The sequence below is a fragment of the Aquimarina sp. BL5 genome (assembly GCF_003443675.1).
Lineage (GTDB): Bacteria > Bacteroidota > Bacteroidia > Flavobacteriales > Flavobacteriaceae > Aquimarina.
The window spans coordinates 585,419-604,177 of sequence record NZ_CP031963.1 but is presented as its reverse complement, the minus strand read 5'-3'; the positions used below and the strand labels follow the sequence as shown (position 1 = coordinate 604,177).

Genomic DNA, 18,759 nt, shown 5'->3' with positions numbered 1-18,759 from the left:
ATATGCTTCTTTTTAATGTTTTGTTATATCCCCAGATCCAGAAACTTTTTTATCTTCTTTTTCTGGATTCCCTTTGTAATCAATGTCTCCAGAACCGGTTACACGAGCTTTCAAAAAATAAGTTGATGTTAATTTGATATCGCCAGAACCTGTTACAGATGCATCTACATTTTTGGCATTTAAGTCATATGCTTTTACATCTCCAGAGCCCGTTACGTTTAATTCTAGGTTTTCTGTAGTACCTTTTAGTGTCAGGTCTCCGCTACCAGAGACAGATCCTTCTAATTCTTTTGCTTCAACTTCTAAACCTACATCTCCAGATCCAGAAACTCTAGTCTCAAAGGATTCAGCTTTGATAGTGTCTTTAGAATAGATGTCACCTGATCCAGATAAGCTTACTTTAGAGATGTCTTTAAAAGGTACAGTAATTAGTATTATCTTATTGTTACTTGGTTTTAGATAATAATCTTTTTCTACGTATATTTTTAATATGTCACCTTCAACTTCGGTAACTACATGTTGGATTAGGTTGCTTTCTGCTTCAATTTTAATATTCCCTTCTGTTCCATATACTAATGCTACATCTAGACTACCTTTTAGTTTTACTTGATCATAACTAGATAGATTTCTGGTTTTGGTAACTACATTACCATTTCCTTCTACTTTTTTACCTTTTCCCCACCATTGTGCATTTACTGATGTTACGCTTAATAATGCTAAGCTTAAAATGATTGTTACTGTTCTCATAATTGATTGAATATGTGATGATTAATTTTTTCTAAGTTTTACTCCACCATAACTGGTAGAAATGTTAATTGTTGCGCCACTATTTTGTTGACCTCGATATCCTTGATAATCTTTGCTAGAATTTTCTTTATTTTTTTTCATAATATTGATATCGTCATCAAGGCTGATACCACCGTACGATGTTTTAATGATAAAATCAAAATTCAGATTACTGCTATAACCTATGTTAACACCAGTGTAATCAGTTCTTATTTCGACATTTTTAGTTGTAGATTCCAAATTTTTAATATCAATAGAGCCGTAATCGGTGTTGATATTTACGCTATTACTTACATTTTCGATATTTGTGTCAAGATAGTCTCCATTTCCTTTGAATATACCGACATTTTCAACTTTTAGACTTCCGTAATCACAGTTATAATTAAGTTCTTTAACTGACATTATTTTGGATTTTGTATAATCAGCATTGAGTAGTATTTCGCCTCCTTTTTCTAATATGAAATCAGAATAGTCAGCATTGATTTTTCCATTTTTCATATATTTTATAGTACTATTATGTGTATAGTCTATATTGATCTTATTTTCGTTACCTAACAATTCACCAACAATGATTTGTCCATAATCACAGTTTATTTTTGAATTACCTTTAATTTTATCAATCGTAATACTACCGTAATCATTATTAAGATCGATATTGTTAGTAGCAGGAACTTTTACGGTATAATTAATTTCTAATTTTAAATTATTCCCGCCCCAACCGTCAGAGAATTTTGACCACCAAGATTTTCCATTTTTATCAAAAGTAGTTCTTGCGCTTACTAAGTCCGAAGTAGCTTCAAAAACCACATCGATACTTTCTAATTTTTTTATTACTTTTTCTTCGTCATTTCCATTAACTTTTATATTAATTTCCATAACAATTCTATCCTGATCCCAAGAAGTAATATCCAGATTTCCGTAGTCATTGCTAATTTTTAATAAAGCATCACTGCTTACAGAGAATTCTTTTTTGAGGGACTTTTCTTTGGTGTATTTCCCTTTTTTTCTCGTATCTACATTTCCAAGCGAGATCGCAGGAACTAGAAATAGGAAGCATATTATTTTATAGTATATTGGTTTCATTTTCTGATAATTTTAATTTGTTGACATTGTTAATCTTTTCTAATACTTCTTCTAGTAGTGAAGCTCGTTTCTGAAAGTTTTTAATCATCGCGCTGATTACTCTTTTGTCATTACTACTTTCTACTAAATCTTTTTTTAGAATTTGATAACTAGATTCTAATTTGTCTAATTGTTTCATTGCATCTTCAACTAATCCAGTTGTTTCTGCAGATGAAGTTTTGTTTATTTCTTCAAGCTGAGTTTTTATTGCAACCGTAAAGAAATTTTGGGTTTCTTCCATTTGCGGAGAAACACTGGCTAAATCAGCTTCATCATTAGTATTGAGTATAGGAGCTATAGATACCATACCTATAAGTATTGCTATAGAAGCAGCAATAGCTAATGGTCTGATCCAATTTCGCTTCTTAGGTTGCAATACAACTACTTTATTTTGTTTCTGTAGTTTTTCTAGAAAGCGTATTTTATGATCAGCTGATGGTTCGTATACATCAAGTTGATTTTCCATGCGTTCAAATAATTTTTCTATTTCATCTTCGTTTTTCATGCAACTAGTAATTTTTTTCGTAAACTTTCTTTCGCGCGAGAAATGAGTGTACGACAGTTAGAATATGATATGTTCAAAATTTCACAAATCTCTTCATAATCATAGCCTTCTATTAAGTGTAATGATAAAGCTGTGCTATAACTTTCTTTTAATTCTTTTAACGTATTTAAAACTGCGTTTGCTTTAACACTAGTTAAATCCTCTCTTACAACCCCTTCTGTTTCATCTGTAAGTGCATATGCTACGGTTTCTAAAGGGACCTCACCATAACTATTACGCTTACGAGATATTGTAAGACTAGAATTAATAACTATTTTTTTTAACCAAGCTCCAAACAATTTACCATCTTCTAACATTGATAGCTTAGTGAATGCTGTCAGAAAAGCTTCTTGCATCACGTCCTCAGCTTCTGCAGAATCTTTTATAATCCTATAGGCACTATTATACATGGCTTTATAGTATCGATTATAAATTTCCATCTGCGCTCCCTGATCGCATTTGCGGCATTTTTCTACCAGCTGCTCGGTATTTAGTTTGGTTAGTGTCAAAAACTTCAGTTTACTTTATCTAAAGATATGGATAGATACGTTTTGTTACAGTTTTAAAAATATTTTTTTGAAGTTTATGGCATAACAATTGAATTATCTAAGTAGAATCAGCTATAAATAGCTTATTTTGTTATTGTTATTGATTCTAAAATCAGTTTTATTTAATTTTTAAAGAATGTTGTTTTGACTTAATGACAAAATGACTTTGATATATACTTATGACGAAATCCAAATTAACAACTCTTGACAGTTTGTCATTACAAGGAATAAATGAAGATGCAGAATTAATACCTTTAATGACTCCTGAAGATGAGGAGGAAATAGATAAAGAAGATCTACCCGAGACACTTCCTATATTACCGCTTAGAAATACAGTGTTGTTTCCTGGCGTAGTAATTCCTATTACAGCAGGTAGAGATAAATCGATTAAACTTCTTAATGAAGCTAACAATGGTAATAAAACTATTGGTGTAGTTTCTCAAAGAGAAGAGGATGTAGAAAACCCTACATCAAAAGATATAAATAAAGTAGGAGTAGTGGCGAGAATTTTAAGGGTTCTTAAGATGCCTGATGGAAATACTACTGTTATTCTACAAGGAAAAAAAAGGTTTAAGATAGATGAAATCTTAGAAGAAGATCCTTATATAAAGGCTAGAGTAGTAGAAGTAAAGGAAAACAGACCTTCTGCCGAGAATCAAGAATTTAATACGATCATTGATTCGATAAAGGAATTAGCATTAGAGATTATTAAAGAAAGCCCGAATATTCCTTCTGAGGCATCTTTTGCTATAAAGAATATAGAAAGTAATTCTTTCTTAATCAATTTTGTCTCCTCTAATCTTAATTTGCCTGTTGAAGAGAAACAAAAAATACTAGAAATAGATAGCATAAAGGATAGAGCACTTGCTACACTGAAGTATATGAATCTAGAGTTTCAGAAATTGGAACTTAGAAATGATATTCAAAATAAGGTGCAGCATGATATGAGCCAACAACAGCGTGAATATTTTCTTCATCAACAGATGAAAACTATTCAGGAAGAGCTTGGTGGAGTATCTCATGAAGATGAAATAGAAGAGATGCAAGCGCGCAGTAAGGATAAAAAATGGGATGAAACTGTAAAGAAGCATTTTGATAAAGAATTATCCAAAATGCGTCGTATGAATCCGCAGGTGGCAGAATATTCTATTCAGCGTAATTATCTTGATCTATTTTTAGATTTGCCTTGGAATGAGTTTAGTACCGATAAATTTGATCTAAAACGTGCCAAAAAGATTCTTGATCGTGATCATTATGGATTGGACGAAGTAAAAAAACGTATCATCGAGTATTTAGCAGTGCTAAAACTTCGTAATGATATGAAATCTCCAATACTATGTTTGTATGGGCCTCCGGGAGTTGGTAAAACCTCTTTAGGAAAATCTATTGCAGAAGCATTGGGTAGAGAATATGTTCGTATCTCATTAGGAGGATTACGAGACGAGGCTGAAATTAGAGGTCATAGAAAAACGTATATTGGTGCGATGCCTGGTAGAATTGTTCAAAGTCTTAAAAAGGCTGGGACAAGTAACCCTGTGTTTGTTTTAGATGAAATAGATAAACTCTCTGTTGGTAATCAGGGAGATCCTTCTTCTGCCTTGTTAGAAGTTTTAGATCCAGAACAAAACTCTGAGTTTCACGATAATTTCCTTGAGATGGGATTTGATCTTTCTAAAGTAATGTTTATAGCTACTTCTAATAGTCTAAATACAATACAGCCGGCATTACGCGATCGTATGGAGATTATTAATGTAACTGGATATACAATTGAAGAAAAAGTAGAAATCGCAAAACAACATTTACTACCGAAACAATTGGTAGAACATGGATTGGATAATTCACATCTTAAAATAGGAAAAGTTCAATTAGAAAAGATTGTAGAAGGTTATACTAGAGAATCGGGAGTAAGAGGCTTAGAAAAGCAAATAGCTAAAATGGTTAGGTATGCAGCTAAGAACATTGCAATGGAAGACTCATACAATGTTAAAGTTAGCAATGAAGATGTTTTAGAAGTACTAGGTGTTCCTAGATTAGAGCGAGACAAGTATGAGAACAATGAAGTGGCAGGTGTAGTAACAGGTTTAGCTTGGACGAGCGTAGGGGGTGATATTTTGTTTATAGAGTCCATTCTTTCTAAAGGAAAAGGAAGTCTTACTATTACCGGAAACTTAGGTAAAGTGATGAAAGAATCTGCTACTATTGCTATGGAATATATAAAAGCGAATGCAGATATATTGGGGATTAATCAGGATATTTTTAGCAACTATAATGTTCATATTCATGTTCCGGAAGGTGCAACTCCAAAAGATGGACCAAGTGCAGGTATAACCATGTTAACGTCATTAGTATCTTTATTCACACAAAGAAAGGTGAAAAAGAGTATAGCAATGACTGGAGAGATTACACTAAGAGGTAAAGTATTGCCAGTAGGAGGAATAAAAGAAAAAATTCTAGCAGCAAAAAGAGCACATATTAAAGAAATATTGCTTTGTGAAGATAATAAAAGAGATATTGAAGAAATAAAATCAGAATATCTTAAAGGATTGAAATTTCACTACGTAAAAGAAATGAGTGAAGTATTAGAATTAGCATTAACAAAAAGCAAGGTTAAAAATGCTAAAAAATTATAATTAGTTATTGATTGTAAATTTTTAAATTGAAAATAAGAAAAGGGTTTACTCGATTTTTTTAAAGTAAATATTAAGAATTTATCTTTAAGCTAAGGTATTATTTAGACCTGTTGGATTTTAAAAATTCAACAGGTCTTTTTTTAGATTTTGAAATAAAAGCTTTCAATTTGTATTTTATTTTTTTAGTTTGTTAAATGCGTGAGTCTACTGATTTCATTACATGTTTCTAGTTTTTAGGTGATTAATTATAAAAAAAACAGAATAGAAGTGTAACAAAATCTACCAATGTTCGTCATATAGATGTAAACAGTAGAGAAATCAACGGTATCTTTTATTAGATCAGCAAAAGTAGAATTGATACTAAAAGGGGGTTCATCCTGATACATCTTAGGATGAGTGCTTTTTAAAACAGAGTATTATATTTTAACCAGCAATCAAAAAACAAGATTTACTTTACTAACAATTACAAGTTCGAACAATACATTTTGAGCGTTTATCCTGATACTACTTGGGATGGACGCTTTCTTATTTTGGTAGTAAATCAACTATTTTCTTTCACTTTTTTTGAGGTTTACACATAGCTACAAGTAGATTAAATGTATTACTTTTAGCTTATAAACCAGACTTTATTTTAAACTCATGTTTTCTTTAACCAACGAGTATATTACACATGAAAAATCTCTTAAATCTAAGGTTAGATCTTAAACTTATTGAAAAGCGTAATGAGTGTCTTTTGTAATAAGTTCACTTTCTAAAAAGTTTTGGTAGAACGGGATTGTTAAAAGCAATCCCGTTTTTTTTATTATAAATTCCTTTAAGCTAAAAAATATCATTAATCTTGCATACTATGAATATAGTATCGGATATTAAAACCCAAAGATTAGCAATAAAACTCAAACCTTCTGCAGAAAAGATGGTGAAGAGGGGGCATCCCTGGATTTTTGAAAATAGTATTCTTAAACAAAATACAAAAGGGAATGCTGGTGACTTAGCTATTATATACGATCACAAAAAGAATACAATATTGGCCATTGGATTATATGATCCACATTCTCCAATCAGGATAAAACTTATTCAGTTTAAAAAAGCAGCGCAAATTAATAGTGACTGGTTTAGTAATAGAATCGAGGAGGCATATACTTTAAGGAAACCTTTACTACAAACTGATACTAATAGTTACAGATTGCTGTTTGGTGAGAATGATAAGATGCCTGGTTTTATTGCAGATGTTTATGATACAGTTTTGGTTATAAAATTATATTCTCATATTTGGTTTCCATATCTTAATTGGATAGTTCCTTGTTTAATTAAGCAGTCTGATTGCAAAACGGTTGTAGTTCGATTAAGTAGATCTTTACAAACAGTTGGAGAAACTTATAACTTAGAGGATGGTAAGGTAATTCATGGAAATCTGGAAAATGAAGTTGTAGTTTTTAAGGAACATGGTGTTTTGTTTTCTGCTAATGTGATTAAAGGACATAAAACTGGATATTTTTTAGACCATCGACATAATCGTAAACGAGTAGGGGATCTATCTAAAGGAAAAACAGTATTAGATGTGTTCTCATATGCTGGTGGATTTTCTATTCATGCCTTAGCGGGTCATGCAAAAGAAGTTATAAGCTTGGATATTAGTAAACAGGCATTAGCAATGGCGAAAGATAATGCTGCTTTAAATGAACATTCTGGAAATCATACTATTATTGTTGCAGATGCTTTTGAAGGTTTACAAAGTTTAATTAATCAGAAAAAGAAATTTGATATTGTAGTGATTGATCCTCCGTCTTTTGCGAAAAGAGAAAGTGAGATTAAAAAAGCCAAAAATAGTTATGCTAGATTGGCTAAACTTGGAGCTCAATTGGTTGAAAATAATGGAGTTTTAGTCTTAGCGTCCTGTTCGTCAAGAGTAATCGCAGAAGAGTTTTTTGATATTTGTGAGGAAAATATTTCTAACACTGGAAGAAGATTTATATTACTAGATAAAACCTATCATGATATCGATCATCCGATCACTTTTCCAGAAGGTGCTTATCTGAAATGTGGATATTATCAACTAGATTAGAATAAAGTATATAAATGATAAATCTGAGCCAATTTGAAATGTAATTCATTTACGTATGATGTACTTTAATCAATATTGACTCAGATTATTATATTGTTACTAATGCTTTCCGAAAACGTGAATTTTTGCACGATTTTTAGATAGGTTTTTAGTGTCATAGAAAAAGGTAATATCTCTTATAATCCGTTTATTGCCCTTTAGATCAATAAGTCTTGTTGCTCCGCCTTTTTTAAAGTTTTTTCTAACTTGAATAACTTGGTTTTCACCATTACCATATTCCACCACAATTCTATGCATGTTTAAGGAACCATTAGTAACTTTAACCTTTAGTTTTTTAAATGCTCCATCTCTAGCAGTTACTTTTATGACATCGCGATCTAATTTATAGTTTACGGTTCTAGAGCCTAAATGTTCCCATTTTTTGATATTAGAAGTAAAGCTACTTCCTACTAAAAGAATGATAACCAAGAATGGTAATACTATTTTTTTTATTTCTATATTTTTCATAGTAAAGTGTTTTAATGTTTTGTTATAAGACTTGATAAATTATAAAAGGTTTAATTGTAAAGTTTTTCGACCTTATTTTAGAAGTAGGTTTTTAGATAAAAGAAAAACCACATACAATCAATGTATGTGGTTTTGTCTAATTTGATTAAGTTTTAATATTTAATATAATATATTTAAAGCTGTTTTATCCGTATCTGTAAATTCACCATCTTCATTAGGACCAAAACATGCTAGCATTAAAGAATCTGCAAATGCCGAAATGGGTGTTCCAGGAATCCAGATAGCAGGTGGTTCTGCGGGTAATGGACCTGTATAACCACAACTTTGACGATTATACCAGTCTTGATGTCTTAGTCCAAGACAATGACCAATTTCATGACCTATTACATGTTCATTGACATTGGTAGTAAATGCATCTGTTCCAGAATTTATTCTTATCCATTTGTAGGGCTCACCTTGAGCATTAGGAAAGCCTGCGCTTCCACCACCACCAGCATTATTTACTTTATAAACTACAATGTCTGCTGGACCGAAGTTTGTGCCAAATGTTAGATTGAAATTAAGCGTATTGGGTAGTGCATTATAATTGTTAACTGCCCAGCTTAGTGCTGTTTGCATTTTTGAAGTTAACGCAAAACTACCACCAGTATATCCAAGAATATCAATGTCTCTGTTAACAGGAGATACTATGTTTACGTCTCTATATTGTTTATCTCCACCATCCAAAGGTTTCAATGCTGGGTATGAGTTCAAGTCCGATACAGGAACTAAAATATCTCCAGACACAAGGTATTTATAAGTTTTTCCATCTAAATTGGTAATGTCTTCTATGGAAACATCATCAATGTTTATACCCATACTAAATAGTTTATCAAGCTGTTCTTTAGTGGGTTCTTCAACAATTCCCTGTACTTCTTCAGTAACTTCTTTTTTTTGACAAGAGAATGTAATTCCTAGGACAATTGCACAAAGTGCTAGTAATTTATTTTTTTTCATTTTAATATATTTAGTTATGGTTAATTATCAATACTGTTTACTAAGGAGGGATATGCAGTCACAAACCTTTAATAGCGGTTGTAATAGCATTAACTTTAGGGATAAGACCATAAATAATGTATAGAACTACACATTTTTTATTGTTTTCAAAAGTAAGACGAAATAATAAATAGAAAAAGGGGCGTAAAACCCTTATTAATGGGTTGATCCCCTTTATTTTTAATATTTTAGGAAGAAGTAATCTGTGAATAGAAGGATTCAGGTGTTCAGTTTATCAAGCCTGGATTGTTTACGAATTATTCGATTCTTATGTAATTTTCAGCTTGAGAATATTGTCCATGTTCATCAACTGCAATCTGCAGATATGATTTTTTATCCATAACTAGTTCAAATTTAAATACCTGAGTCGTGTCTACAATTTTCATCATTGGACCTGAGGCGTATTCTAATCGTTCTTCTAACATATTTCCTTTGATCTCATACGATCCATATCCAAACCATTCATTATTGTCTGCAGGATCAAATCGAGTCCACATTACTTTACCTTTACTATATATTTTTACCTGGCGGTATCCATTAGTATTAAAAATCGTATCCGAAACTTGATTGTGATCATATAATAATTGATGCTTTAAATCCCATACTCCTTCAAGATTATAGACATCAATTGGGGTATTAATATAAGTGTTATCTATTGCAGTAGTAGAAAATAAGCCGAGGAGAATGAATACAAATATTTTCATGATTGTGTAATTTAAGTTTTGAACCTTAATAAGTTACAAAAATTTTATGAGATTTGTTTGTTTTGAAATGGCTTTATAATTTCTTTGGGAGTGATTGTGAATAAGAATTTGATAACATACAAGAGCTATTAATAAAAGAAGCAATCATAAAAAGTAAATTTGAAACTTGTTAATATAAATGAATGGTTTTTAATATTTATTATTAAAAACATATTCCAGCTTGAAAACAAGGATATAATATGACTGAATATGTGTTATTAACTGATGATCAAACCTATTTTGTGGAATATCTTATAGGAGAGTTGATTTTATCTAATAGTATCAGTGAAGCGATGAAGTTTAATGATGAGCATTTGGCGTTAAAATTTAAGCAGATGCTTCATAATTCCTGTAAATTAACTACCAGTGTAAATACATATATAGGTTAATACTTGTTTTACAATTATAACTACTTAGTTTGAAAATATTATATGGAGTCCCGGGAGAGGGAATGGGGCATGCAACAAGAGCAAAAGTAATTCTTAGCCATTTAATTAAAAGTAATGAACTAAGAATAGTATCTAGCGATCGAGCATATCAATTTCTTAAGAAATCATTTCCTGATCAGACATATGAAATAAAAGGGTTTCATTTTTCATATAAAGATGGAGTAGTGTCTAGATCTAAAACATCGGTAGATATTATAAAAAACGCACCAGAAAACCTAATTACAAATTTTAAAAAATACAAATATCTTCATGATGATTTTAAACCAGATATTATTATATCTGATTTTGAATCCTTTACTTATTTATATGCTAAGTATCAAGGAGTTCCGATAATCAGCATCGATAATATGCAGATTATCGATCGTGGCAAAATAGATGTCAAGATACCTGATTCAGAAAAATTGAATTATAAGATAGCAAAAGCTGTAGTAAAAGCAAAACTTCCGAATTGTAATCAATATTTGATATCCTCTTTTTTTAATACTAAAGTTAAGAAGAAGAATAGTTGTTTAATACCACCAATAATTAGAAAAGAAATTCTAAATGCTAAGAGAGAGATAAAGAATCATATATTAATTTATCAATCATCTTGTAGCGAAAAGAAAATGATAGATCTTTTAAATAAGCTTCCTGATGAAAAATTCTTATTATATGGTTTTAATAAAGAAGAAGTTCATAGAAATGTATCATTAAAGAAATTTAGCGAAACTGAATTTATTGATAATTTTAGGACCGCTAAAGCAGTTTTCTGTAATGGAGGATATTCGTTTTTAAGCGAAGCATTATTCTTGAATAAACCTATCTGTACTGTTCCTATTAAAAATCAATTTGAACAATATCTAAATGGTGCTTATATAGAAAAATTAGGATATGGGAAAATGCTTAAAGATTTTAAACTTAAAGGAATACAAGATTTTTTAAATGATCTGTCTATATTTCAACAAAAGATATCAGAATACCGACAGAAAGACAATAGTTTATTGTTTAATACATTAGATAAAACGTTGATAAGTATATCACAACAATAAAATAAATATTTAAGACAAAAAAAGGGATGAGTAACATATACTCATCCCTTTTTGTTAAAAGTTATCTAATCCTAATTTGATGATAGCATCGCAAAGAATTTATCTAGATTAGGTAATAATACGATTCTTGTACGTCTATTAATAGCCATATTTTCTTCGGTATCATTTTCTACAAGAGGTTGGTAGCTGCTTCTTCCTGATGCTATTAATTTAGCAGGATCCACATTGTACTTCTTTTGTAATAATCTAGTAATAGAAGTTGCTCTTTTAACACTTAAATCCCAGTTATCTTCTAATGCAGGGGTGTTAATTGTTCTTGGGTCTGTATGACCTTCGATCATAACGTCAAGACTAGGCTCTGAATTAATTACTTGTGCTAGTTTTTCTAAAACATCATTGGCTTTGTTACTTACTCTATAACTTCCGCTATTAAACAACATTTTATCAGATATAGAAATCATAACTACCGTGTTATCAATATCGATAGAAATGTCCTCATCTTCCTTCAAACTATCATCTAAAGAACTTTTTAGATTATGAGAAACAGCAAGATTCATTGAATCTTCAAGGGTTCTTGCTCCCTGAAGTTTTTCTGGATCCACTTGAGCTAATGTTTCTTTCATCTTCTCTTTAGTGTTGTTCGAAATTACAGCAAGGTTATCAACCATTACCATTTTCTCATCATTAGATTCTCTTAATGAATTAATTTTTGAATTATAATCTGCCACTCTGGCCTCAATTTTTGCAAATTTAGATTCTAATTCTTCTTTTTCTACAGTGGTTTTCTGTAACGTACTACGAGTATTGTTTAAATCCTCTTCTAGAGCAAGGTATTTCTTTTTAGATACGCAAGACGTAGTCATCAAAGCTCCAGATAATACGATTAGTGTGAATACTTTTTTCATGGTTATTTAATTAATCTTTATACGTAACTAAAACTAATTGTTATGTGATTTATTATATTTTCACCTACTAAACTTTTCATATTGAATTCTTAAAAATTGTTAAAAAAAATTGTTAAAATTAGGATACCGTACTATTTTTACGGTAAATTTATCGCTTTGTTATTATTAACAAACTGAATAATAATACTTTAATATTTTTCTAGTATGATTGAAAAATTTTTATTCGAAACTAATTTTTTTTATTGTTGTAACGATATTAAAAATGTATCGTCTTATTATGAAACGAAAGACCCTGAATCAATTTTACTTTAAATTTAAAAATTTTTGAAAGTTCATGTTTTTGAATAAAAGAAAATTATTCCTATTGGGAATTTTAGTTTATGTGGCGTCTATAAATATATCAGCACAACAAGTTGGAAATAAAGATGATAAGTTGCTGTTGGGATATAAAACAATAGTATTAGATGGTGACATTGCATACTTACCTATATATAAAGTGAATCAACAAAGTATCATTGCCAGGATTAATTCCGATAAGATACTTGAATCTAAAGATTTCAGCACAGTGTATGAGCAAGATTGGAGTAATACTGTGTTTAATGTTTTCTGGCTAAAAAAATCTATAGATCCTTTCTTATTACATTTTGAGGATGAAGTTTTTTCATCACCTGTAGAACATAAAATGGTTGTTACTTCTAGATATGGATGGAGGAGAGGTAGACCTCATCAAGGAATTGATATAGATCTTAGAACCGGTGATAATGTAAGAACATTACTTGGCGGAAAAGTACGATATGCCAGACGCCATGGAGGTCATGGAAGAACCATTGTAATTCGTCACGATAACGGTTTAGAAACGGTTTATGCGCATCTCTCTGAATACTTGGTAAAAGAAAATGATATTGTAGAAAAAGGTCAAGTTATCGGAAAAGGTGGTGTATCGGGTAATGCCAGAGGTAGTCATCTTCATTTAGAGGTAAGGTATAAAGGTAAAAGTATACATCCAGAGTATCTTTTCGAGTTTAATCAAGAAGCAAAAGTTAGATCCAAAGATATTGCAGTAACCAAAAAATGGATGACTCCGAGATCTCATCGCTCGACTAGAAAAAGTAAAATTGTGGTTCAAACGAATATTGAAAAAATTACCGACGAACCTCCTACTAAAAGTGTATATATAGTAAAAAGAGGTGATACTCTACATGGAATAGCCAGAAAGCACGATATCGAAGTATCTGAAATATGTAAGATAAATGAAATCAGATACAATTCTGTTCTTAATGTAGGACAGGAAATTGTAATTTATTAATTCCTTACGTGCTTCCGTATCATTTCTAATAAAATATTCTTATCGTAAGGCTTTAAGATATAGTCATTTAATCCAGCTCGCATAATCTGTCTGTTTAATTGAGTAACATCAACAGCAGTTAGTGCAATAACGGGAGTTTTATCATCAAATTCTCTAATTCTTTTTGTAGTACCTATGCCATTAAGTTTTGGCATATTGATATCCATAAGAATGATGTCATAGGAATTATCTTTTGCCAATTCTATAGCATCAAAACCATTGTCTATAGTGGTACATTCAAAATTTTCTTTAGAAAGAATTTTATCCGCAACCAACAAGTTCAATTTATTGTCATCTACGATTAATACTTTTTGCTTATCATCTCCACTTCCTATTGTTTGATTCGCTTCATTGTTAGGATTAATGGTTTCCATATCAACAACAAAAGCATATTCGGATTCAGCTTGAGAATTGTTTTGCAGAATGATTTCGCCATTTAAAGATTTAGCAAGTCTCTTAACTATAGTAGAATTAACACTAGTACCTAAATATGATTTTTTAACATTCTCAATACCTATAAATTCTTGATATATAGATTTTTCATCTTCTTCAGAAACTTCATCTCCATCATGTGTTACCTTAAATGAAATATGATTAACATTCCCTTTTTTATTGATAAGTTGAACAGAAAAAAGAACATTTCCGTTCCTAGTAAACCTAAGAGCATTACTAATAAGATTCATTAATACCTGAGAAAGAATACCAGGATTACCATTTAGTGTTTCGGACAGATCAGGATCAAACTCTAGATCCAATGAGTTGTTACTATTCTCTATCGCATAACTAAAAGAGTTTATGATATTTTGAGTCAACTCTTTTAGATTAAAAGGTTTTTTTATGGGGATAATTTCTTCAGATTCTAAAACATTAATCTGAAGAACGTTATTAATAAGAGTTAATAAGTAGTCTCCCGAAAATTTCAGTGATTTAAGGTTCTTGTTGCTTTCTAGTTCCGGGTGTTCATCAACTAGAATATTCGTTAAACCCATAATTCCGTATAATGGTGTTCTCAATTCTTGACTAAGAGAGGAAATAAATTCTTGATTGATTTGAACTCTCTTTTCTGTAGAATCGAGTAAAGAATTTAACTCGTTGTTCTTATTATTGAGTTGGTTACTCAATGCTAAACATCGATAACCTAAATAAATAATCACTAATACAAGTAGAATTCCGACGATATAATAAATCATTTGAAATATTTTACAACAAAATAAGAGATATCGGATTTATCTTACAAGTTTGAAACAGTATTTTTTTAATAAATAGAGTTTTTTTACGTTTTTCACTTAACAAATAGTTAGTTTGGTTGAGTTTTTGATTACAAACAATAAAAAAAAGTAAGGGATTGATTATCTTTAACGACTATATGGATAAAGGAATAATGAGGATGAAATCCACAATGATATTAATATTAGCAGTTTTTTTTGTGATTTCTACGAATGCACAGATAGAAAAACCGTTATCTTCTTTAAAAGTTGATGAGAATAGTAGCTTAAGTACAAGTAAGTACAGTCTTTCTTCTGGTTTAGCCAAGCCTAAAAATAATTTCACTTTATATAATAATTCGAAAGATTCAGTTAGATTTAACAGAACACAGAAACCTTTTGATATGACTGGAAACAATGGTCTTTTACAGCCAAATTTTAAAGTAGTGCCCAAGCATTTCAAAAAGGATAAGGAAATAAAAGAAGAATATAAGTCTGATCAATATTTGGGAGATTTTAAAAGTAACTCAGAGTATGTGTATCTTATTTATAGGGATCATCAGTCTGTGGATGGAGATTTGGTTAGGATCTTTATTAATGATGATGTTATTAAGTCTAATGTGTATTTAGATGCTGTTTTCAAAGGATTTAAGATTAACCTTATTAAAGGATTTAATAAAATTGATATACAAGCTCTAAATCAGGGAACCTCTGGTCCCAATACTGCAGAATTTCAATTACACGATGATCAAGGAAACATAGTCACTGCTAACGAATGGAACCTAACTACTGGAGTAAAAGCTACAATTATAGTCGTTAAAGAGTAGTGTTTTCTGTTTAAAAACCTTTGAAGAGACTATAAAACCTGCTATGTTAGTGGGTATTTCTTATTTTTTCGGAATTTTTATCTTGAATCAATTCTTTGCTAATCTTATAGCGTGAACTCGATGAAAGAATTTTGTTCTAAAAAGCCATCAGATCGATTGGTTTTTTACAATGAAGCGGAGAAAAATTAGCCTGCCCGTCCGCCTAAGGCGGAGTATCGAGAATAGCTTTTTTATCTAAAGTTCTATTCGCGTTAGTTCTGCCGAGCCTGTCGAAGTATAATCCGCCTGATGCAGATCACTCTGACTGACATAAATTTTCTTATTTCGAACTCAGGTTTACAGTAATTGTATTTTTAGATATATCTTACCTTTTTAGATATGCTCATTAGAGGGGTAGGCTAATTTTTCTTTCATTAATTAGCTTTGATTTTTACAATGTTTATAGGTAGTTGAACATTTTCAGTTCATCGTATTCATAATATTTAGAAAATATTTTGTGATTTTTTGAATGTATTAGATACTAATAAGAAAAAAACAAGCTCAATATGAGTAAAGAAGAAGAGTTTACTCGAATTATTAAGGATAACGAAGGTGTTATTTTTAAAATAACTACGATATATACTGATCGATCAGAGGATCAACAGGATTTATATCAAGAAATCGTATACCAATTATGGAAAGCTTATGACAGTTTCAGAGGGGACGCTAAAGTAAGTACGTGGATGTATCGCGTGGCATTGAATACCGCAATTACTAGATTGAAAAAAGAGAAAAGAAAGGGAAATAGGATAGGAATTGATCAAGTAGTATTAAAGCAAACAGAAAATTATAATACAGAGTTCGAAGAGAAATTAAGAATCTTATATGCTCATATTAAAATGCTAAATGACTTAGAAAAGGGGCTAATTCTATTGCTTTTAGAAGGAAAGAAGTATGAAGAAATAGCTTTGATTACCGGATTGACTCCATCCAATGTGGGAACCAGAATATCTAGAATTAAACAAAAGTTGAAAACTCAAATAATAAAAAAATAAGGGCTATGGAACTAGAAGAAATGAAAGAAGTATGGTCTGAGATAAGCGGCCAGTTAGAAAAACAAAAAAAATTAACTGATAAAATGATAATTATGATGACACAAGAACAGTATAGAAAAAAATGGAATAAAATAGCATATCCAGAAATACTAGGTACAATTATTTGTTTTGGTATGGCGCTATTGATTTTCTTTAATATTTCTAAATTAGAAACATGGTATAATTTATTATTTGGTATTTCATCTGCCATTATATTATTGGTTTTACCAATATTATCCTTGCGTTCTATTAATAAAATGAGTGGAATTAACTTTTATAAAAATAGCTATAAGGATACCCTAATTAAGTATACTAAAAACAAAAAACAGTTTCAATCACTTCAGAAGATTTCATATTATTTAAGTTTTTTATTAATCTTTTTGATATTACCTGTAACTTCTAAAATTATGGATGGAAAGGATCTATTTACTAGCATTAATAATATTTGGCCATTGATTATTTTCATTCCTATTGGAATTACTTTCTTTGTGTTTTTTACCAAATGGGTAAAAAAATGTTATAGTAATAATATAAATGAAGCGGAAAATATTTTAAAGGATTTGCAAACCGAAGAATAGTTTTAAATATATTTTTAACTAGAACTAAACATTAGGTTCTAGTTTTTTTATTTTAAATAATATCTAATTTATAAAATTCTACCTTTTGATTTAAGAATAAAAATATAATGTTTTTGTACTTTTAAAGAATAACCAATGATATTTATAAAATGAATTTCAGATTTGATATTAGTAAAAAGTTCCAATGTTTAATTTTTAGTATCACAATGCTTTGTGTTATTATTTCATGTCAAGATGCTACATCAAATAACAACCAGTTTGATAAAAACTTTGTACATACAGTGTATTTTTGGCTTAATAACCCTGAGAGTAAAGAAGATAGAAAGCTTTTCGAAGAGTCATTAAATAAGTTCTTAGAAACATCAAAATATGCAAAAACTAATTTTATAGGAATACCGGCAGGTACGGATAGGGAAGTGGTAGATAATTCTTATACCTATGCGCTCGTTGTAACTTTTTCCTCTAAAGAGGAACAGAATTTATACCAAAAAGAAGAAGCTCATCTTTTATTTATTAAAGAAGCCTCTTCTTTATGGAATAAAGTACAGATATATGATGCTATAGGTTTAGATTGAAATTTTTGATCGTGATGTGCCACTATTTTTGATCAAGGTAAGATCCTAAATTGTTCAGCGTATCATCCCAGAATTGTTCATAGAACTTCAACCATTTATTTATTTCTTTGAGTGGTTTTGTATCTGCAATACAAAATCGCTCTCGACCCTTAATGTTTGTTTGTACTAAACCGGCATCTTCTAGTGTTTTTAGATGTTTGGTCACTCCTTGGCGGCTTATGTCAAACTGACTGGAGATATGAGTAATAGGTAGCGCAGTGGCAGCCAGAACCAATGCGTGAAATATCTCCCTTCTAGTTGGATCCGCGATTGCCTTGAGTATTTTAGTTATTTTATCCTGCATGAATCTCCTGTGTTAAATATCCTGCTAGTTCGGTAATACAATTGTCCCATCCACCATCAAAACTATTAAACATTGTTACAGCAGTGTCTCCAGAGTAGTTAGAAATACCAGAGTGTTCTAGATATAATTTAGTTCCTCCTTCGATTTTTTCTAATTTCCAGGTAACTGTAGTTTCAACATTTGTATCGGCTATCATCCAAGTATAAATAAGTGTATATGGATTTGCTTGCTTTACGATTCCTGTGATTTTTGAGCAATTCTCAGTATCCGGTGAGTTAAAGGTGTATTTATAACCAACTTCGGCTTTAAAATCTGCTGGAATAAACCAAGTAGATATTTCTTCAGCTTTAGAAATAGCATTCCAGATTTTGTCGATCGAATGTTTAAATACGTGTTCTTTAGTGATAAGATCTTTCATTTGTATGTGGTTTTAAATTAATACGCAACTGTATGG

General features: G+C 30.6%; 20 protein-coding genes. 9 read left to right on the top strand and 11 right to left on the bottom strand.

Features of this window, described 5'->3' with window-relative positions; translation table 11 throughout:
- Positions 1-12: 12 nt before the first annotated feature.
- Genes D1818_RS02790 through D1818_RS02775 form a run of 4 tightly spaced genes read right to left on the bottom strand, consistent with a single transcriptional unit; the run spans position 13 to position 2,961 of the window.
- The gene (locus D1818_RS02790; protein WP_118456188.1) at positions 13-747 is read right to left on the bottom strand and encodes a head GIN domain-containing protein; all 735 of its coding nucleotides are present in this window, start codon (positions 745-747) and stop codon (positions 13-15) included.
- Between the two features lie 21 nt (positions 748-768).
- On the bottom strand, positions 769-1,869 hold the full coding sequence (locus tag D1818_RS02785; RefSeq protein ID WP_118456186.1) for a DUF4097 family beta strand repeat-containing protein: 1,101 nt from the start codon (positions 1,867-1,869) through the stop codon (positions 769-771).
- On the bottom strand, positions 1,850-2,413 hold the full coding sequence (locus D1818_RS02780; protein WP_118456184.1) for a hypothetical protein: 564 nt from the start codon (positions 2,411-2,413) through the stop codon (positions 1,850-1,852). Before D1818_RS02780 ends, D1818_RS02785 begins: the two co-directional genes overlap by 20 nt.
- Positions 2,410-2,961 carry an RNA polymerase sigma factor gene (locus D1818_RS02775; protein ID WP_118456182.1) on the bottom strand — a complete coding sequence of 184 codons (552 nt, stop codon included), beginning with the start codon at positions 2,959-2,961 and terminating at the stop codon, positions 2,410-2,412. Before D1818_RS02775 ends, D1818_RS02780 begins: the two co-directional genes overlap by 4 nt.
- A 218-nt stretch (positions 2,962-3,179) precedes the next feature.
- Here D1818_RS02775 and lon point away from each other — a divergent pair, with 218 nt between their 5' ends.
- Together lon and D1818_RS02765 are read left to right on the top strand one after the other, a co-directional pair.
- Positions 3,180-5,630 carry an endopeptidase La gene (gene lon / locus D1818_RS02770; protein ID WP_118456180.1) on the top strand — a complete coding sequence of 817 codons (2,451 nt, stop codon included), beginning with the start codon at positions 3,180-3,182 and terminating at the stop codon, positions 5,628-5,630.
- An 847-nt stretch (positions 5,631-6,477) separates the two neighbouring features.
- Entirely contained in the window at positions 6,478-7,692 is a 1,215-nt protein-coding gene (locus D1818_RS02765) for a class I SAM-dependent rRNA methyltransferase (protein ID WP_118456178.1), read from the top strand.
- 99 nt (positions 7,693-7,791) lie between these two features.
- Here the strand turns inward: D1818_RS02765 and D1818_RS02760 are convergent, their stop codons facing one another.
- The 3 genes from D1818_RS02760 to D1818_RS02750 form a co-directional block, all read right to left on the bottom strand.
- Positions 7,792-8,199 carry a DUF2541 family protein gene (locus D1818_RS02760; protein ID WP_118456176.1) on the bottom strand — a complete coding sequence of 136 codons (408 nt, stop codon included), beginning with the start codon at positions 8,197-8,199 and terminating at the stop codon, positions 7,792-7,794.
- 159 nt (positions 8,200-8,358) lie between these two features.
- On the bottom strand, positions 8,359-9,195 hold the full coding sequence (locus D1818_RS02755) for a M57 family metalloprotease (RefSeq protein ID WP_118456173.1): 837 nt from the start codon (positions 9,193-9,195) through the stop codon (positions 8,359-8,361).
- Positions 9,196-9,491: 296 nt separating this feature from the next.
- On the bottom strand, positions 9,492-9,938 hold the full coding sequence (locus tag D1818_RS02750) for a hypothetical protein (protein ID WP_233558662.1): 447 nt from the start codon (positions 9,936-9,938) through the stop codon (positions 9,492-9,494).
- Between the two features lie 239 nt (positions 9,939-10,177).
- Between D1818_RS02750 and D1818_RS02745 the strand changes: the two genes are divergently transcribed.
- Both D1818_RS02745 and D1818_RS02740 read left to right on the top strand, forming a co-directional pair.
- Positions 10,178-10,366, top strand: a complete 189-nt coding sequence (locus tag D1818_RS02745) for a hypothetical protein (protein WP_118456171.1) — start codon at positions 10,178-10,180, stop codon at positions 10,364-10,366.
- A 29-nt stretch (positions 10,367-10,395) separates the two neighbouring features.
- Positions 10,396-11,454, top strand: a complete 1,059-nt coding sequence (locus tag D1818_RS02740) for an MJ1255/VC2487 family glycosyltransferase (protein ID WP_118456169.1) — start codon at positions 10,396-10,398, stop codon at positions 11,452-11,454.
- 71 nt (positions 11,455-11,525) lie between these two features.
- Here D1818_RS02740 and D1818_RS02735 read toward each other — a convergent pair whose 3' ends face one another.
- On the bottom strand, positions 11,526-12,359 hold the full coding sequence (locus tag D1818_RS02735) for an OmpA family protein (protein WP_118456166.1): 834 nt from the start codon (positions 12,357-12,359) through the stop codon (positions 11,526-11,528).
- A gap of 364 nt (positions 12,360-12,723) precedes the next feature.
- Between D1818_RS02735 and D1818_RS02730 the strand changes: the two genes are divergently transcribed.
- Positions 12,724-13,665 (top strand): peptidoglycan DD-metalloendopeptidase family protein, encoded by a 942-nt coding sequence (locus D1818_RS02730; protein WP_162897250.1) that lies wholly within the window; start codon positions 12,724-12,726, stop codon positions 13,663-13,665.
- Here D1818_RS02730 and D1818_RS02725 read toward each other — a convergent pair.
- On the bottom strand, positions 13,662-14,894 hold the full coding sequence (locus tag D1818_RS02725) for a response regulator (protein ID WP_118456162.1): 1,233 nt from the start codon (positions 14,892-14,894) through the stop codon (positions 13,662-13,664). The two genes, D1818_RS02730 and D1818_RS02725, sit on opposite strands and share 4 nt — an antisense overlap.
- 155 nt (positions 14,895-15,049) lie before the next feature.
- On the opposite strand from D1818_RS02725, the gene D1818_RS02720 reads away from it, so the two are divergent.
- The 4 genes from D1818_RS02720 to D1818_RS02705 all read left to right on the top strand — a co-directional run bounded on the left by D1818_RS02720 (position 15,050) and on the right by D1818_RS02705 (position 17,962).
- Positions 15,050-15,736 (top strand): hypothetical protein, encoded by a 687-nt coding sequence (locus tag D1818_RS02720; RefSeq protein WP_147406279.1) that lies wholly within the window; start codon positions 15,050-15,052, stop codon positions 15,734-15,736.
- Between the two features lie 545 nt (positions 15,737-16,281).
- Complete coding sequence (locus D1818_RS02715) at positions 16,282-16,770, top strand: RNA polymerase sigma factor (RefSeq protein ID WP_118456158.1); 489 nt, start codon at positions 16,282-16,284, stop codon at positions 16,768-16,770.
- Positions 16,771-16,775: 5 nt separating this feature from the next.
- Complete coding sequence (locus D1818_RS02710) at positions 16,776-17,387, top strand: hypothetical protein (protein ID WP_118456156.1); 612 nt, start codon at positions 16,776-16,778, stop codon at positions 17,385-17,387.
- Between the two features lie 149 nt (positions 17,388-17,536).
- Positions 17,537-17,962 carry a Dabb family protein gene (locus D1818_RS02705; RefSeq protein WP_240338278.1) on the top strand — a complete coding sequence of 142 codons (426 nt, stop codon included), beginning with the start codon at positions 17,537-17,539 and terminating at the stop codon, positions 17,960-17,962.
- Between the two features lie 22 nt (positions 17,963-17,984).
- Here D1818_RS02705 and D1818_RS02700 read toward each other — a convergent pair whose 3' ends face one another.
- Both D1818_RS02700 and D1818_RS02695 read right to left on the bottom strand, forming a co-directional pair.
- Positions 17,985-18,305 carry a helix-turn-helix transcriptional regulator gene (locus D1818_RS02700; protein WP_118456152.1) on the bottom strand — a complete coding sequence of 107 codons (321 nt, stop codon included), beginning with the start codon at positions 18,303-18,305 and terminating at the stop codon, positions 17,985-17,987.
- Positions 18,295-18,723, bottom strand: coding sequence for an SRPBCC domain-containing protein (locus tag D1818_RS02695; RefSeq protein WP_118456150.1), 429 nt, complete (start codon positions 18,721-18,723; stop codon positions 18,295-18,297). Before D1818_RS02695 ends, D1818_RS02700 begins: the two co-directional genes overlap by 11 nt.
- Between the last annotated feature and the right edge of the window lie 36 nt (positions 18,724-18,759).

Excerpts from the sequence above, each read along its gene's own strand:
- D1818_RS02755 (WP_118456173.1), bottom strand. The coding sequence starts at position 9,195 with ATGAAAAAAAATAAATTACTAGCACTTTGTGCAATTGTCCTAGGAATT.
- D1818_RS02790 (WP_118456188.1), bottom strand. The coding sequence starts at position 747 with ATGAGAACAGTAACAATCATTTTAAGCTTAGCATTATTAAGCGTAACA.
- D1818_RS02745 (WP_118456171.1), top strand. The coding sequence starts at position 10,178 with ATGACTGAATATGTGTTATTAACTGATGATCAAACCTATTTTGTGGAA.
- D1818_RS02725 (WP_118456162.1), bottom strand. The coding sequence starts at position 14,894 with ATGATTTATTATATCGTCGGAATTCTACTTGTATTAGTGATTATTTAT.
- D1818_RS02710 (WP_118456156.1), top strand. The coding sequence starts at position 16,776 with ATGGAACTAGAAGAAATGAAAGAAGTATGGTCTGAGATAAGCGGCCAG.
- D1818_RS02735 (WP_118456166.1), bottom strand. The coding sequence starts at position 12,359 with ATGAAAAAAGTATTCACACTAATCGTATTATCTGGAGCTTTGATGACT.
- D1818_RS02700 (WP_118456152.1), bottom strand. The coding sequence starts at position 18,305 with ATGCAGGATAAAATAACTAAAATACTCAAGGCAATCGCGGATCCAACT.
- D1818_RS02780 (WP_118456184.1), bottom strand. The coding sequence starts at position 2,413 with ATGAAAAACGAAGATGAAATAGAAAAATTATTTGAACGCATGGAAAAT.
- D1818_RS02750 (WP_233558662.1), bottom strand. The coding sequence starts at position 9,938 with ATGAAAATATTTGTATTCATTCTCCTCGGCTTATTTTCTACTACTGCA.
- D1818_RS02705 (WP_240338278.1), top strand. The coding sequence starts at position 17,537 with ATGAATTTCAGATTTGATATTAGTAAAAAGTTCCAATGTTTAATTTTT.
- lon (WP_118456180.1), top strand. The coding sequence starts at position 3,180 with ATGACGAAATCCAAATTAACAACTCTTGACAGTTTGTCATTACAAGGA.
- D1818_RS02760 (WP_118456176.1), bottom strand. The coding sequence starts at position 8,199 with ATGAAAAATATAGAAATAAAAAAAATAGTATTACCATTCTTGGTTATC.
- D1818_RS02695 (WP_118456150.1), bottom strand. The coding sequence starts at position 18,723 with ATGAAAGATCTTATCACTAAAGAACACGTATTTAAACATTCGATCGAC.
- D1818_RS02785 (WP_118456186.1), bottom strand. The coding sequence starts at position 1,869 with ATGAAACCAATATACTATAAAATAATATGCTTCCTATTTCTAGTTCCT.
- D1818_RS02765 (WP_118456178.1), top strand. The coding sequence starts at position 6,478 with ATGAATATAGTATCGGATATTAAAACCCAAAGATTAGCAATAAAACTC.
- D1818_RS02715 (WP_118456158.1), top strand. The coding sequence starts at position 16,282 with ATGAGTAAAGAAGAAGAGTTTACTCGAATTATTAAGGATAACGAAGGT.